Origin of the sequence: Stenotrophomonas acidaminiphila (genome assembly GCA_002951995.1) — a bacterium.
GTDB lineage: Bacteria > Pseudomonadota > Gammaproteobacteria > Xanthomonadales > Xanthomonadaceae > Stenotrophomonas > Stenotrophomonas acidaminiphila_A.
Window position 1 is genome coordinate 1,464,565 of the sequence record CP019797.1, and the last position, 13,667, is coordinate 1,478,231.

12 protein-coding genes and 1 pseudogene are annotated in these 13,667 nt (G+C 71.3%); 12 read left to right on the forward strand and 1 reads right to left on the reverse strand.

Annotation, left to right across the window (positions count from 1 at the left end):
* The first annotated feature begins 73 nt into the window (after nucleotides 1-73).
* The 8 genes and pseudogenes from B1L07_06495 (at nucleotide 74) to B1L07_06530 (ending at nucleotide 8,255) form a co-directional block, all read left to right on the forward strand.
* On the forward strand, nucleotides 74-1,000 hold the full coding sequence (locus B1L07_06495; protein AUZ54806.1) for a ribosomal protein L3 N(5)-glutamine methyltransferase: 927 nt from the start codon (nucleotides 74-76) through the stop codon (nucleotides 998-1,000).
* Nucleotides 997-2,100 carry a chorismate synthase gene (locus B1L07_06500; GenBank protein ID AUZ54807.1) on the forward strand — a complete coding sequence of 368 codons (1,104 nt, stop codon included), beginning with the start codon at nucleotides 997-999 and terminating at the stop codon, nucleotides 2,098-2,100. The genes B1L07_06495 and B1L07_06500 overlap by 4 nt, the downstream gene beginning before the upstream one ends.
* On the forward strand, nucleotides 2,093-3,142 hold the full coding sequence (locus tag B1L07_06505) for a D-glycerate dehydrogenase (GenBank protein AUZ54808.1): 1,050 nt from the start codon (nucleotides 2,093-2,095) through the stop codon (nucleotides 3,140-3,142). The genes B1L07_06500 and B1L07_06505 overlap by 8 nt, the downstream gene beginning before the upstream one ends.
* A gap of 82 nt (nucleotides 3,143-3,224) precedes the next feature.
* On the forward strand, nucleotides 3,225-4,250 hold the full coding sequence (locus tag B1L07_06510; GenBank protein AUZ54809.1) for an aspartate-semialdehyde dehydrogenase: 1,026 nt from the start codon (nucleotides 3,225-3,227) through the stop codon (nucleotides 4,248-4,250).
* 294 nt (nucleotides 4,251-4,544) lie between these two features.
* Nucleotides 4,545-6,389 (forward strand): hypothetical protein, encoded by a 1,845-nt coding sequence (locus B1L07_06515; protein ID AUZ54810.1) that lies wholly within the window; start codon nucleotides 4,545-4,547, stop codon nucleotides 6,387-6,389.
* Nucleotides 6,386-6,766, forward strand: a complete 381-nt coding sequence (locus B1L07_06520; GenBank protein AUZ54811.1) for a glyoxalase/bleomycin resistance/extradiol dioxygenase family protein — start codon at nucleotides 6,386-6,388, stop codon at nucleotides 6,764-6,766. Before B1L07_06515 ends, B1L07_06520 begins: the two co-directional genes overlap by 4 nt.
* 60 nt (nucleotides 6,767-6,826) lie before the next feature.
* Nucleotides 6,827-7,600: a tRNA pseudouridine(38-40) synthase TruA gene (locus B1L07_06525; protein AUZ54812.1), complete on the forward strand. Its 774-nt coding sequence runs from the start codon at nucleotides 6,827-6,829 to the stop codon at nucleotides 7,598-7,600.
* Nucleotides 7,597-8,255: pseudogene (locus B1L07_06530) on the forward strand (N-(5'-phosphoribosyl)anthranilate isomerase). The gene B1L07_06525 and the pseudogene B1L07_06530 overlap by 4 nt, the downstream one beginning before the upstream one ends.
* A gap of 35 nt (nucleotides 8,256-8,290) precedes the next feature.
* Here the strand turns inward: B1L07_06530 and B1L07_06535 are convergent.
* Nucleotides 8,291-9,184, reverse strand: a complete 894-nt coding sequence (locus tag B1L07_06535; GenBank protein ID AUZ54813.1) for a transcriptional regulator — start codon at nucleotides 9,182-9,184, stop codon at nucleotides 8,291-8,293.
* Between the two features lie 449 nt (nucleotides 9,185-9,633).
* On the opposite strand from B1L07_06535, the gene B1L07_06540 reads away from it, so the two are divergent.
* The 4 genes from B1L07_06540 to B1L07_06555 all read left to right on the forward strand — a co-directional run bounded on the left by B1L07_06540 (nucleotide 9,634) and on the right by B1L07_06555 (nucleotide 13,657).
* Nucleotides 9,634-10,851, forward strand: coding sequence for a tryptophan synthase subunit beta (locus tag B1L07_06540; GenBank protein ID AUZ54814.1), 1,218 nt, complete (start codon nucleotides 9,634-9,636; stop codon nucleotides 10,849-10,851).
* Between the two features lie 131 nt (nucleotides 10,852-10,982).
* Nucleotides 10,983-11,606, forward strand: coding sequence for a hypothetical protein (locus B1L07_06545; protein ID AUZ56493.1), 624 nt, complete (start codon nucleotides 10,983-10,985; stop codon nucleotides 11,604-11,606).
* 1 nt (nucleotide 11,607) lies between these two features.
* Nucleotides 11,608-12,417: a tryptophan synthase subunit alpha gene (locus B1L07_06550; GenBank protein ID AUZ54815.1), complete on the forward strand. Its 810-nt coding sequence runs from the start codon at nucleotides 11,608-11,610 to the stop codon at nucleotides 12,415-12,417.
* 82 nt (nucleotides 12,418-12,499) lie between these two features.
* Nucleotides 12,500-13,657 (forward strand): acyltransferase, encoded by a 1,158-nt coding sequence (locus B1L07_06555; protein AUZ54816.1) that lies wholly within the window; start codon nucleotides 12,500-12,502, stop codon nucleotides 13,655-13,657.
* The last annotated feature ends 10 nt before the right edge of the window (nucleotides 13,658-13,667 follow it).

The following is a 13,667-nucleotide window of genomic DNA, read 5'->3' on the forward strand; positions in this document are numbered from 1 at the left end:
CGGCTGCAACCGGGCGCTCAATATACCGGGTGCACGCCTATAATCGCAGACCACTCTTGCCCCCCGTATTGCCATGACAGCCCAGGCGGCCGCCGAACTCCACACGATCATCGACCTGATCCGCTACGGCGCCAGCCGTTTCAATGCCGCGGGCCTGACCTTCGGGCACAGCTACGACAATGCGCTGGACGAGGCCACCAGCCTGGTGCTGCATACCCTGCACCTGCCGCCGGACCTGGGCCCGGCCTATGGCCAGGCGCGACTGCTGGCCGAGGAGAAGCAGCAGGTGCTGGCGCTGTTCGAGCGCCGCATCGCCGAGCGCGTGCCCGCCGCCTACCTGACCGGCGAGGCGTGGTTCGCCGGGCTGAGCTTCAAGAGCGACGCGCGCGCGCTGGTGCCGCGCTCGCCGATCGCCGAGCTGATCCTCAATGGTTTCGAACCATGGCTGGCCGGGCGCGAGGTCACCCGCGCGCTGGACCTGTGCACCGGTTCGGGCTGCATCGCCATCGCCATGGGCCACTATTACCCGAACTGGCAGGTGGACGGCAGCGACATCAACGACGCCGCGCTGTCGCTGGCGGCCGAGAACAAGGAGCGCCTGCTCGCGCACAACGTCGAACTGGTCAAAAGTGACCTGTTCGCCGGCCTGCAGGGCCGGGTCTACGACCTGATCGTCACCAACCCGCCGTACGTCACCAACGACGAGACCGATGCGCTGCCGCGCGAGTACGCGCACGAGCCGGAACTGGCGCTGCGCGCCGGCGACGACGGCCTGGACCTGGTGCTGAAGATCCTGCGCGACGCCCCGGACCACCTGAGCGAGGACGGCCTGCTGATCTGCGAGGTGGGGGATTCGGAGCAGCACCTGGTCAAGCTGCTGCCGGAAGTGTTCATGTCCTGGATCGAGTTCAAGGTCGGGCAGATGGGCATCTTCGCGGTCGAGGCCGCCGAGCTGCGCGCGCACCACGCGCGCATCGCCGAGCTGGCGGCGCAGCGATGAGTTCCAACGCCTTCGGCAAGCTGCTGACGGTCACCACCTTCGGCGAGTCGCACGGGCCGGCGATCGGCTGCGTGATCGATGGTTGCCCGCCGGGGCTGGAGATCGCGCCGGAGGAATTCACCCGCGACCTGCAGCGCCGCGCTACCGGCAGGAGCCGGCACACCTCGGCGCGGCGCGAGGCCGACGAGGTGGAGATCCTGTCCGGGGTGTACGAAGGCCGCACCACCGGCACCCCGATCGCGCTGCTGATCCGCAACACCGACCAGCGCAGCAAGGACTACAGCAATATCGCCGCGCAGTTCCGCCCGGGCCATGCCGACTACAGCTACTGGCAGAAGTACGGCATCCGCGACCCGCGCGGCGGCGGTCGCTCCTCGGCGCGCGAGACCACCATGCGCGTGGCCGCCGGGGTGATCGCCAAGAAATGGCTGCTGCAGCGCCACGGGGTGACCGTGCGCGGCTGGCTGTCGCAGCTGGGCGGGATCACGCCGACGGGCTTTGACTGGAACGCGGTGGAGGACAACCCGTTCTTCTGGCCGGATGCGGCCCAGGTGCCGGCGCTGGAGGCGTACATGGACGCGCTGCGCAAGTCCGGCGATTCGGTCGGCGCGCGGGTCAACGTGGTCGCCGACGGCGTGCCGCCGGGCTGGGGCGAGCCGATCTACGGCAAGCTCGACGGCGAGATCGCCGCGGCATTGATGAGCATAAACGCGGTCAAGGGCGTGGAGATCGGCGACGGTTTTGCCAGCGCCGCGCAGAAGGGCACCGAACACCGCGACCTGATCACGCCGGACGGCTTCCAGTCCAACCATGCCGGCGGCATCCTCGGCGGCATCGCCACCGGCCAGCAGATCGTCGCCTCGATGGTGCTCAAGCCGACCTCCAGCCTGCGCCTGCCGGGCGCCACGGTGGACGTGCACGGCAATGCGGTGGACGTGGTCACCACCGGCCGCCACGACCCCTGCGTCGGCATCCGCGCCACCCCCATCGCCGAGGCGATGCTGGCGCTGGTGCTGATGGACCAGGCGCTGCGCCACCGCGCGCAGTGCGGCGACGTCGGCGTGGTGCAACCGCGCATCCCCGGCAGCCTCGATGGCTGAGCGGCGGCCCCGCGTCTGGGTGGCGCAGCCGCTGTTCGACGACACCGTCGCGCAGCTGGCCGCGTACTGCGACGTGGACGCCACGACGGCCATCACCGCCCATGACAGTGCGGCGCTGGCCGCGCGCCTGGCCGGGGTCGATGGCGCCCTGGTCACGCTCAACGAGCGCATCGGCGCGGCCGAGATCGCCGCTGCCCGGTCGCTGAAGGTCATCGCCAACGTCGGCGTCGGCTACAACAACCTGGACATCGCGGCGTTGGGCGCGGCCGGCATCATCGCCACCAACACCCCCGACGTGCTCACCGAGACCACCGCCGATCTCGGTTTCGCGCTGCTGATGGCCGCGGCGCGGCGCATCGTCGAATCCGACCGCTGGCTGCGCGATGGCCACTGGGGGCAGTGGTCGTTCACCACCATGCTCGGCGCCGACCTGCACGGCAGCACCCTGGGCATCGTCGGCATGGGCCGCATCGGCCAGGCCATCGCCCGCCGTGGCCACCACGGCTTCGGCATGACGGTGCTGTACCACAACCGCTCGCGCCTGCCCGCGGACGTGGAGCAGGCGGCCGGTGCGCGCTACGCCGGCTTCGAGGAACTGCTGGGCCGCGTCGACCACCTGCTGCTGGCGCTGCCCTACAGCGCGCAGAACCACCACCTCATCGACGCCGCCGCGCTGGCGAGGATGAAGCCCAGCGCCACCCTGGTGAACATCGCCCGCGGCGGTCTGGTCGACGAGCTGGCGCTGGCCGACGCGCTGGCCCATGGCCGCCTGGCCGCGGCCGCGCTGGACGTGTACGAGAACGAGCCCGACGTGCGTCCGGAACTGCGGGCGCTGCGCAACATCGTGCTGACCCCGCATATCGGCAGCGCCTCGCTGGCCACGCGCCGGGCGATGGTGCAGCGGGCGGTGGACAACCTGCTCGCCGGCCTTGGCCTGGGCGCGAACGCCGGGCGCCCGGCCAACGTGGTCAACGCCGGGCTGCTGGCCGGCGGCGCCGGCGTGGGCGATGCCGGCGGCAGGATCGACATCAACAAACGATAGGGAGCCTCCGCGGCTGTCGCCGGAGGTTCCCCGAACCTGGCTCGACGTGTGTTCCCCCTCTCCATTTTTCGAGTACCCCCCCATGAGCAATGAAGCCCGTCGTTTCCATGTAGCCGTCGTCGGCGCCACCGGCGCGGTCGGCCAGACCATGTTGGCCATCCTCGCCGAGCGCGGTTTCCCGGTGGGCACGCTGAGCCTGCTCGCCTCCGAGCGCTCGGCCGGCCAGCAGGTCGAGTTCAACGGTGGAAAGGTCACCATCCAGGACCTCGCCACGTTTGATCCGACCGGCGTCGAGATCGCCCTGTTCTCCGCCGGTGGCGGCATTTCCAGGGAATACGCGCCGAAGTTCGCCGCCGCCGGCGCGGTCGTCATCGACAACTCGTCCTGCTTCCGCTACGACGACGACGTGCCGCTGGTGGTGTCCGAGGTCAACCCGGAAGCGGCGAAGAACCGCCCGCGCGGCATCATCGCCAACCCCAACTGCTCGACCATGCAGCTGATGCCGGTGCTGGCGCCGATCCACCGCGAATACGGCATCGAGCGCATCAACGTGGCCACCTACCAGTCCGTGTCCGGCGCCGGCCAGACCGGCATGGAGGAGCTGGGCAAGCAGACCGCGCAGCTGCTCGGGTTCCAGGAGATCGAGCCGGCCAAGTTCCCGGTGCAGATCGCCTTCAACCTGATCCCGCATATCGACGAGTTCCTGGACAACGGCTTCACCAAGGAAGAGATGAAGCTGGTGTGGGAGACCCGCAAGATCCTCGGCGACGACAGCATCCAGGTGAACCCCACGGCGGTGCGGGTGCCCGTGTTCTATGGCCACTCCGAGGCGGTGAACATCGAAACCCGCAGGAAGATCAGCGTCGAACAGGCGCGCGAACTGCTGGCCGCCGCGCCGGGGGTGAAGGTGGTCGACGAGCGCCGGGCCGGTGGTTACCCGACCCCGGTCACCCATGCCTCGGGCACCGACCCGGTTTACGTGGGTCGTATCCGCGAGGATCTTTCGCACCCGCGTGGGCTGAACATGTGGGTGGTGGCCGACAACATCCGCAAGGGCGCCGCGCTCAACGCGGTGCAGCTGGCCGAGCTGGTCGCCAACGGCGGCTGAGAGACCAGGCCGGCACAACGCCGGGTCCGCTGTACCGCAACCTTCGGATCGCATCTGGACCACAGCCCCCTGCGTCAGGGGGCGCGCCGAAGGCGGGGGTGTGGCAAGCGGGAGACGGGGCCCGCGGTTTGCGCAGCAGACCGTGGGGCGACAGCGCGCAGCGCTGGCGTGTCCGTGGCAAACGGGAGACGGGCCACGCGGTTTGCGCAGCAGACCGTGGGACGCCAACGCGCCGCGCCGGGGTGTCGTCCCCCGCGGTATTCGGAACCCGGCTGTGCCGGTATATTTGCCGGCATGAAACCAAGGGGCAGGGGCGCGACGCGCTCGATACAAGGCATGCTGGTGCTCGCGCTGGGGCTGTACAGCAGCGCCGCGCTTGCCCTCGGCCTGGGCAACATCCGCGTCCTGTCCAGGCCGGGGCAGCCGCTGGTGGCCGAGATTCCGGTGATCTCCAGCGACCCGGGCGAGCTGGAGCGCGCCACGGTGGGGCTGGCGTCGGCGGCGACCTTCGAGCGCGTCGGCCTGTCGCGCCCGGAGGGGCTGGTCGGCGAACTGCAGTTCCAGTTCGCCCAGGATGCGCAGGGGCGGGCGGTGGTCCGGGTGACCAGCGCGACGCCGGTACAGGTGCCGGCGCTGAGCTTCCTGATCGAGGTCGACTGGGGGCAGGGGCGGCTGGTGCGCGAATACTCCGCGCTGGTCGTCGCGCCGGAGGCCGCCACCGCGGTCGCAGAGCCGGTGATCGAGGCGCCGGCGGCGGCCCCGTCCAACCTGATCGTGCGCGAGCCGGCACCTTTGCCGGCATCGGCGCCCACGCCAACCGCAACGCCGAAGCCCGCGCCGGCCACGGCCGCGGTCGCCACGGCCGCTGCGCCGCGTCCGGCGCCCATTTCGCAGGCGACGGCGCCGGACGGCACCCTGGCGCCGGTACGCAGCGGCCAGACCCTGTCGGGCATCGCCGGCCAGCTGGCCCGTGACAACGGCGTTTCCCTGGACCAGGCGATGGTCGCGCTGCTGCGCGCCAACCCCGAGGCGTTCATCCGCGGCAACGTCAACCTGCTCCGCCAGGGGGCCGTGCTGCGCGTGCCGGAAAGCGGCGAGCTGCAACGCATCGACAGCGCCGCCGCGCGCGTGCTGGTGCGCGAGCATGTCGCGCAGTGGCGCCAGGCGCGTGCGCCGATTCCGCAGCCGGCGCTGGCCGGTGCGGCGGCCAGCGTGGCCAGGCCGGCGACGGCGACGGCGGCGGCAAACGATGCGCGGCTGGAAATCGCGCCGGCGGTGGCCGGCGCGCAACAGGCGGCAGGAACGACGACCGGGCTCGAGGCCGGTGGCGAGGGCGACATGGCGGCGAACGAACAACTGCGGCAGGCCAGGGAAGACCTCGCCACGCGCGATGCGGAATTGCAGGAACTGCGCGAGCGCGTGGCCGAGCTGGAGAAGCTGCAGGCACAGCAGCAGTCGCTGATCGCGATGAAGGACAGCAACCTGGCCGCGGCGCAGCAGCGCCTGGCCGAGGTCGGGAAGAAGGAGCCGGCAGGTACGGCGCCATGGGCGTGGTTGGGGGTGTTGCTGCTGGTGGTGGCCGCGGCGGGCTGGTGGCTGTCGCGCCGGCGCCGGCCTTCACCGCTGCCGCCGGCGCCGGGCGCCGGCCATGCTGCCGCTATGGAGTTGTCCGCGCTGGCCGCGGCAATGCCCGCGGTGGAGGCGCAGGCCGTGGCCCGGGACGTGCCTGCCGTGCAGGAACATGCGCCCGCCGCCGACCAATCCGAAGTCGAGCTCGAGGCCGAGGTCGAGGCTGAAGCCGAAGCCGTGCCGTTCTGGTCGAGGCCATCCGCTGGCACCCCCGCATCGCGTCCGCCGCGACAGGAACCGGTGCTGTCGTCCGACGCGGCACCGGTGTCGGGCGCTGACGCACCGGCGGAACCCGCCGCACAGGAGACCGACACGTGGCCGGCCGCCGACATGGCCAGCCTGGCGCCGCTCAATCCGGCCCCGGCCGGGCGCGAACGGCTCGAACTGGCGATCGCCTATCTGGACCTGGGCGATGCGGAAACCGCGCGCACGCTGCTGAACGAGGTGGCGGCGGGCGAGGACGCGCAGGCGCGCGCCGAAGCAATGGAACTACTGGGACGGCTGCGATGAGCGGACAACAGGCGGCGGTGAAGCATGAGCGGCGCATCGACTACGTGGAGTTCGCCTCGCGCGATCCGGCGGCGAGCCGGCGCTTTTTCGAAGCGGTGTTCGGCTGGAGTTTCGAGGATTACGGCCCGGACTACACCGCGTTCGACGACGGCGGCCTGCAGGGCGGCTTTTTCCGCGGCGAACCGGTGACCAGCACCGCCGGTGCGCCCCTGGTGGTGTTGCACGCCACCCAGTTGTCGCCGTTGCAGGCGGCGGTACTGACGCATGGCGGGCGGCTGAGCAGGTCCGAATTCACCTTTCCCGGTGGCCGCCGTTTCCAGTTCATCGAGCCCGGCGGCAACGAGCTGGCGGTGTGGTCCCAGCGCGACGCGGATTGAACAGGCGTCCGCCGGGGAATTCCAGCCCCGGCCGCGGCTGGCGACAGGAGAAGTTTGACGATGCGCTATGCGCTGGGCGTGGAATACGACGGCAGCGATTTCAAGGGCTGGCAGCAGCTGGGTGAGAGCGGCTGCGCCAGCGTGCAGGCCACCTTGCAGGCGGCCCTGTCCTCGGTGGCCGATGCCCCGGTGGGCGTGGTCTGCGCCGGGCGTACCGACGCCGGCGTGCACGGCGAATGCCAGGTGGTGCATTTCGACAGCGACGTCGCGCGCACGCCGCGCGGCTGGGTGCTGGGCACGACCACGCGGTTGCCGCCGTCGGTGTGCGTGCGCTGGTGCGTGCCGGTGGCCGACGATTTCCATGCGCGTTTCTCCGCGCGTGCGCGGCGCTACCGCTATCGCCTGCTCAACCGCCAGGTGCGGCCGGCGCTGTACCGGCAGACGCTGAGCTGGGAGCGGCGCCCGCTGGACGCCGGTGCGATGCACCGCGCGGCGCAGGCATTGCTGGGCGAGAACGACTTCAGTTCGTTCCGCAGCGTGCAGTGCCAGGCGCTGCATGCCCGCCGCGAGCTGCAGGCGATCTCGGTCGTGCGCCAGGGCGAGGTGGTCGAGGTGCAGGTGCAGGCCAACGCCTTCCTGCACCACATGGTGCGCAACATCGTCGGCTCGCTGCTGCTGGTTGGTGCCGGCGAGCAGCCCGAATCGTGGATCGGCGAGCTGTTGGCGCTGCGCGACCGCACGCAGGCCGGGCCGACCGCGCCGCCGCAGGGGCTGGTGTTCGTGGGCCCGCTGTATCCTGACCAGTGGCAATTGCCGGCCGAGGTGACGCTATGACCCGCACGCAGTTCCGCACCCGCATCAAGTTCTGTGGCATGACCCGCGCCGGCGACATCCGCCTGGCCAGCGAGTTGGGCGTGGACGCCATCGGCTTCGTGTTCGCCCGTGGCAGCACGCGCCGGGTGGCGCCGGTCGAAGCCCGCGCCATGCGCCAGGCGATCTCGCCGATGGTCGACGTGGTGGCGCTGTTCCGCGACAACAGCCGCGAGGAAGTGCGCGAGGTGATGCGCACGGTGCGGCCCAGCCTGCTGCAGTTCCACGGCGACGAGGACGACACCTTCTGCCGCGCCTTCAACATGCCGTACCTGAAGGCGGTGGCGATGGGCGGCGCCCAGGCCGTCACCGCGCGCGGGCTGCAGCAGTCCCACCCGCATGCGGCCGGTTTCCTGCTGGACAGCCACGCGCCGGGCGGCAGCGGCGGCAGCGGCGTGGCGTTCGACTGGTCGCAGGTGCCAGCCGGCCTGCACCGGCCGTTCCTGCTGGCCGGCGGCATCCGCCCGGACAATGTGTTCGATGCGATCACCACGGTGCAGCCATGGGGGTGGATGTCTCCAGTGGCATCGAGTCGGCGCCGGGCATCAAGGATGGCGAGCGCATGCGCCGCTTCGTCGAGGAAGTGCGCCGCGCGGACCTGCACGACGCGCCCGCGTAAACGCGGGCCTGCCGCGGCGCCCGCGTGGTGCCCGCCTACGCGGCCAATTGCCGCCGCAGCCAGTCCGCCAGCGCATCGACCCGCGGGTGCCGGTCGCCGCCTGCGGTGCACAGCGCCCACTGTCCCTCGGTGTCGACGAACCCCCACGGCGCGACCAGGCGGCCATTGACCAGGTCGTCGGCCACCAGCGGCTCGGGGGCGATGGCGATGCCCAGTCCGGCGACCGCCGCTTCGAGCAGGTAGTACAGGTGTTCGAAGCCAGTGCCCTGGCGCAGCGCCGCAGGGTCCAGGTCGTTGAGCGTGGCCCAGGTGGGCCAGGCCTGGGGCCGCGAACGGGTGTGCAGCAGCGCGTGCTCGAGCAGCGCCTCCGGCGGCTGGTGCACGAGCCGCTGCGCGCCATGCATGGACGGGCTGAACACCGGGCCGATGCGCTCGCTGCCCAGGCCATGCACGCTCCACCCGGCCGGCCACGGCGCCTGGCCGAGCAGCAGGGCGGCATCCAGTCCAGCCAGCCGTGGCGCGAAATCGCCGTCCTGCGCGGCCAGGTGCAGGGTCAGGCCCGGCAGGTCGCGCTGCAGCTGCTGCAGGCGCGGGATCATCCAGCGCGCCAGCACGCTGCCCGGGCAGCCGAGCACGAAGGCGTCGTTGCGTTTGCCCCGGCGCAGCGCGGCCACGCAGTCGCGCAGCTGCGAAAACGCCCCGGAGGTGGCTTCCTGCAGGCGCCTGCCGGCGGCGGTGGGGCGGATGCCGCGGCCGTCGCGTTCGATCAGCGCCACTCCCAGTTCCTCCTCCAAGGCCCGCACCTGGCGGCTGACCGCGCCATGGGTCACGTGCAGTTCGTCGGCGGCAAGGCTGACGCTGCGCAGCCGGGCGGCGGCCTCGAAGGCGCGCAGGGCGTTGAGCGAGGGCAGGGCGTGATCGTCTTTCATGGCGCACACCTGACCGCCATGGATGGCGGGAATGCCGGTTCTGCAGGAGCAACAGCCGGCCCCGCGCCACCCTGCGTGCGGCTTCGCCGTGAATAACGGCTGTCCTGCCGTTCTTTCATGGCGCACCCCAGACCGCCATGGATGGCGGGAATGCCGGTTTTGCAGGAGCAAAAGCCGGCCCCGCGCCACCCTGCGGGCGGCTTCGCCGTGAATAACGGCTGTCCTGCCGTTCTTTCATGGCGCACACCTGACCGCCATGGATGGCGGGAATGCCGGTTTGCAGGAGCGAAAGCCTGCCCCGCGCCACCCCGCGGGCCGTGTTGCCAAGAAGAACAGTTGCCCGGTTGTTTTTTCATGTGAGTTTTTCTAACACATTACGGCGCATATATCGATTTTCACGGACGCGCGCGTGCGCTACGGTGCAGGCCTGTCCCGCCCCGCGTGATGCCATGACCGCTGCACCCATCCCCGATTTCCATGCCTTCCCCGACGCCCACGGGCATTTCGGCCGCTACGGCGGCAGTTTCGTCGCCGAGACCCTGGTCGGGCCGTTGCAGGAGCTGGCTGCCGCCTACGACCAGGCGCGGGTCGATCCGGCGTTCATCGCCGCCTATGACAAGGACCTGAAGCACTACGTCGGCCGGCCCAGCCCGATCTACCACGCCGAGCGCCTGAGCCGCGATGTCGGCGGCGCGCAGATCCTGCTCAAGCGCGAAGACCTCAACCATACCGGCGCGCACAAGGTGAACAACACCATCGGCCAGGCGCTGCTGGCCGCGCGCATGGGCAAGACCCGCATCATCGCCGAGACCGGCGCCGGCCAGCACGGCGTGGCCAGCGCCACGGTGGCCGCGCGCCTGGGCCTGGAGTGCGTGGTCTACATGGGTGCCACCGACATCGAGCGGCAGAAGATCAACGTCTACCGGATGAAGCTGCTGGGCGCCACGGTGGTGCCGGTGAGCAGCGGCTCGGCCACGCTCAAGGATGCGCTCAACGAGGCGATGCGCGACTGGGTGACCAACGTGCGCGACACCTTCTACATCATCGGCACCGTCGCCGGCCCGGACCCGTATCCGCGCATGGTGCGCGACTTCAACGCCATCGTCGGCCGCGAGGCGCGCGCGCAGATGCTGGAAGACTACGGCCGCCTGCCCGATGCGATCACCGCCTGCGTCGGCGGCGGCTCCAACGCGATCGGCCTGTTCCATGCCTTCCTCAACGACCGCGGGGTGAAGATCTACGGCGCCGAAGCGGCCGGCGACGGCATCGCCAGCGGGCGCCACGCGGCTTCCATCTCGGCCGGTCGCCCCGGCGTGCTGCATGGCAACCGCACCTACGTGCTGTGCGACGACGACGGCCAGATCACCGAGACCCATTCCATCTCCGCCGGCCTGGATTACCCGGGCGTCGGCCCCGAGCATGCGTTCCTGGCCGACAGCGGCCGCGCGCAGTACGTGGGCATCACCGACGACGAGGCGCTGGCGGCATTCCACCGCCTGACCCGCACCGAGGGCATCCTGCCGGCGCTGGAATCCAGCCACGCGGTGGCGCAGGCGATCAAGCTGGCGCGCGACCTGCCGAAGGACGCGCTGGTGCTGTGCAATCTGTCCGGCCGCGGCGACAAGGACGTGCATACCATCGCCGCGCGCGAAGGGCTGTCGCTGTGAGTGCCTGCCCACGCGCCCGCTGCGCCCAGCGCGGGTCCGCCACGTGCTGCCCGCAGTGCCCGCGCATCGCCTGTGCGCCGCGCCTGATCCGATCCGCCACCGACGGCAGGCAGGCGCCGCGCGCGCCGGTCATGCGCGGCGTCGCGCTGGCCTGCCTCGCGCTGGCGCTGGCGGCGTGCACGCCGGCGCCGCCCGCGGCCACGCCGGCACCGGCCGCCGCGCCCGCCGCACCCGCACCGGCCGCCGCACCGGCCGCCGCACCGGAAGCGAGGGATGCAGCGGCGCAGCTGGCCGCCGTGGGCGACCTGCGGATCGGCGCCGCGTTCGGCAAGGCGCCGGGCGACGCGGCCTTCGTAGCGGCCGGCATGCGCGAGGCGATGGAGGGCGACTGCGAGTACTACGACCGCGGCTCGCTGCCCGAAGGCATGTCGATGATGGTGATCGCCGACCACATCGTGCGTTTCGACGTGGATGGCGAAGGCGACCCGGGAGTGCGCGTGCACACGCGGCCGGCGGGTGCGCCCGTCGTGCCGTTCGGGCTGTGGGTGGGCATGGACGTGGCCGAGGCGAAGAAGCGCCTGCCGGCCGGCGTCGTGGTCAGCCCGCACGCCTACGTATCGCCCAACGGCGACTACCTGACCTGGACCGACGCGCAGGCCGACCTGGCGCTGCGCCTGGAAACCCTCGACGGCGTGGTGACCTCGATCTACTGGGGCCGGCCGGATGCGGTGGAACTGATTGAAGGATGTGCCTGAGATGACCGTGAACCGTATCGACGCGTGCTTTGCCCGCCTGCGCGCCTCCGGGCGCAAGGCGCTGATCCCGTTCATCACCGCCGGTGATCCTTCGCTGGAAGCCACCGTGCCGGTGATGCACGCGCTGGTCGCCGCCGGCGCCGACGTGATCGAGCTGGGCGTGCCGTTTTCCGACCCGATGGCCGACGGCCCGACGATCCAGCGCAGTTCCGAGCGCGCGCTGGCGCGCGGTGCCGGCCGCCGTTACGTGCTCGACAGCGTGGCCCGGTTCCGCATGCAGGACGCGCTCACTCCGGTGGTGCTGATGGGCTATCTCAACCCGGTGGAAATCCGCGGTGCCGCCCGGTTCGCCAGCGAGGCGGTGGAGGCTGGCGTCGACGGCGTGCTGCTGGTCGACCTGCCGCCGGAAGAAGCCGCCGAGATCCGCGCCGCGTTCAGCGCCGCCGGGCTGGCGCTGATCCTGCTGGCCTCGCCGACCAGCAGCCAGGCGCGGCTCGATGGCCTGTGCGACGCCGCGCAGGGCTACCTTTACTACGTCAGTTTCGCCGGCGTCACCGGCGCTTCGGAGCGGCTGGACAGTGCCGCCGCTGGCGAACGCCTGCGGTTGCTGCGCAGCCGCTCGAAGGTGCCGGTGGTGGCGGGGTTCGGGATCAAGGACGCGGCCAGTGCGGTGGCGATGGCGGCCGATGCCGATGGCGTGGTGGTGGGCAGCGCGCTGGTCGCGGCGATGGCCTCAGCCGACGCCGTGGAAGCGGCGGTGCACAGTGCTGGCGCTTTCCTGGCGCCGCTGCGGCAGGCGCTGGACGCCTGAGCGACGCACCCGCCACGCGCGGGTGCCGGGCATGGATAATGCGGACCGGCCCGGGTCCGCAGGATGGCGCTTGAACGGTTCAATGATGCAGGCCGGTGGCCGCAACCCCGGCATCGACGCCTTGCGTGGTGTCTCGATCGTGATGGTGGTGCTGCACCACCTGGCGCTGCGCATCCCGTTGCGCGATACCGCACTGGGCGACGTGCTGCCGCGGCGCCTGCTCGACGCGCTGAGCTACAACGGCTACGAGGCGGTCTTCGTGTTCTTCGTCGTGTCCGGGTTCCTGATCGCGTCGCATTCGTTGCGGCGCTGGGGCGCGCTGTCGTCCATCGACCTGCGCGCCTTCTACGTGCGCCGTGCCGCGCGCATCCTGCCATGCCTGTTGCTGCTGCTGGCGGTGTTGAGCGTGCTGCACCTGGCCGGCGTGCCGTCCTACGTGATCGACGGCGAAGGCCAGTCGCTGGGCGGCGCGCTGTTCTCGGCACTGGGCCTGCACCTGAACTGGTACGAGGGCCGCACCGGCTGGTTGCCCGGCGGCTGGGACGTGCTGTGGTCGCTGTCGATCGAGGAAGTGTTCTACCTGGGGTTCCCGCTGCTGTGCCTGCTGCTGCGCCGGCGCACGCCGCTGCTCGTGCTGCTGGCGCTGGCGGCGCTGTCACTGCCGTTCACCCGCGCCGCCCTGGCGGGCAACGCGATATGGCAGGAGAAGGCCTATCTGCCGGGCATGGCGGCCATCGCCACCGGCGTGCTGGCCGCGTTGCTCATCGAGCGCTGGCCGGCGCCGCCGCGGACCGCGCGGCTGCTGCGCGTGGCGGGCGTGCTGGGCCTGTTGGCGGTGCCGCTCCATGGGCGCGAGCTGTGGGCGTCGCTCGGCAACGGCTACATGCTGGTGCTGACCGGGTCGGCGGCGATGCTCATCGCCGGCCTGCACGCCGGCGGCGGCGCGGGCGCGCCGATGCGCGGACTGGGCTGGCTGCGTGCCTGCGGCCGGCTCAGCTACGAAATCTACCTGACCCACATGTTCGTGGTGTTCGGTCTGGTGGCGCTGTACCGCCACGGTGGCAGCGATATCCGTTCCGGGTTCTGGTGGTACCTGCCGTTGCTGGGCCTGTGCTGGGCGCTCGGGGCGCTGCTGGCGCGGTTCTATTCGGACCCTTGCGATCGCGCCGTGCGGCGGCGCTGGCTGGGGGCGCACGACGCACCGGGCAGCGGCCTGCCGGGCGCGGTGCCAGCGCCCTAGGGCGGCGCCC